The organism is Janthinobacterium sp. AD80 (assembly GCF_002878455.1).
Taxonomy (GTDB): domain Bacteria; phylum Pseudomonadota; class Gammaproteobacteria; order Burkholderiales; family Burkholderiaceae_D; genus Janthinobacterium.
The window spans coordinates 1-911 of sequence record NZ_NRDQ01000311.1 but is presented as its reverse complement, the minus strand read 5'-3'; the positions used below and the strand labels follow the sequence as shown (position 1 = coordinate 911).

1 protein-coding gene is annotated in these 911 nt (G+C 68.4%); it reads right to left on the bottom strand.

Annotation, left to right across the window (positions count from 1 at the left end; genetic code table 11):
• Positions 1-177: 177 nt before the first annotated feature.
• Positions 178-911, bottom strand: a 734-nt coding sequence (locus tag JaAD80_RS29035) for a FecR domain-containing protein (protein WP_102299648.1), incomplete at its 5' end; no start/stop codon positions are given.

Sequence of the window (911 nt, the reverse complement as noted above, 5' to 3'; positions counted from 1 at the left end):
CTGCGCCAGCGACAGCAGGAACACGGCGCTGCCGACGGCGCGCGCGAGGGGAGTCAAACGGGGGGTATGCATGGTCTTGCCTTTCCGGTGGAGTGTCGTTGCAAGATCTCCTTGCAAGACGTCGTTGTAATACCCACAGGACAGGCCATGCCGGGAAAAAGGGCCAACTTTTAAGAATTATTTTTTGCGGGGCGCGATGGTGACCCAGTACGGCGTGCGGTACAGCACGTCGACGGGCAGGATGCGCGTGAGGCTGTCCAGCACCGCCTCCGTGTCGTCCAGCTGGAAGGCGCCGGACAGGCGCAAGCCCACCACTTGCGGCTCGACGCGCAGCAGGCCGGGGCGGTAGCGCGACAGTTCGTCGGCGAAAGCGTCAAGGCGCATGTCCTGCGCCGCCAGCATGCCGCGCGCCCAGGCGTCGGCTTGCAGTGGTGCTGGCGCAGGCAGGCTGGCGTGATTGGCATCGAAGCGGCTTTGCTGGCCTGCCGCCACCGTGCGCACGGTGGCCGAGGGCGCGCGCGGCGTGATTTCCACCGCGTGTTCCAGTACCGTCACGCGGCAGCCATCGTCGTCGACACGCACGGTGAAACGCGTGCCCAGCGCGCGGATGCGGCCATGGCAGGTGGCGACGATGAAGGGTCGGCTGCCCGCATGGTCGGGGCGGGTCTGCACCAGCACTTCGCCGCGGCGCAGGGTCAGCAGGCGTTCTGCGGCGCCATACGCCAGGTCGACGGCGCTATCGGTATTGAGGACCAATGCGCCGCCATCGGGCAGGGAAATGTCGCGCCGCTGGCCCACGCCGCTGCGGTAATCGGCCAGCAGTTCATGGCGCACCAGCAGCCAGGCGGCGGGTGCCGCCATCAGCGCCAGCAGGATCTGCATGGCGGCGCGGCGCTGCGGCCGGCGCAGCA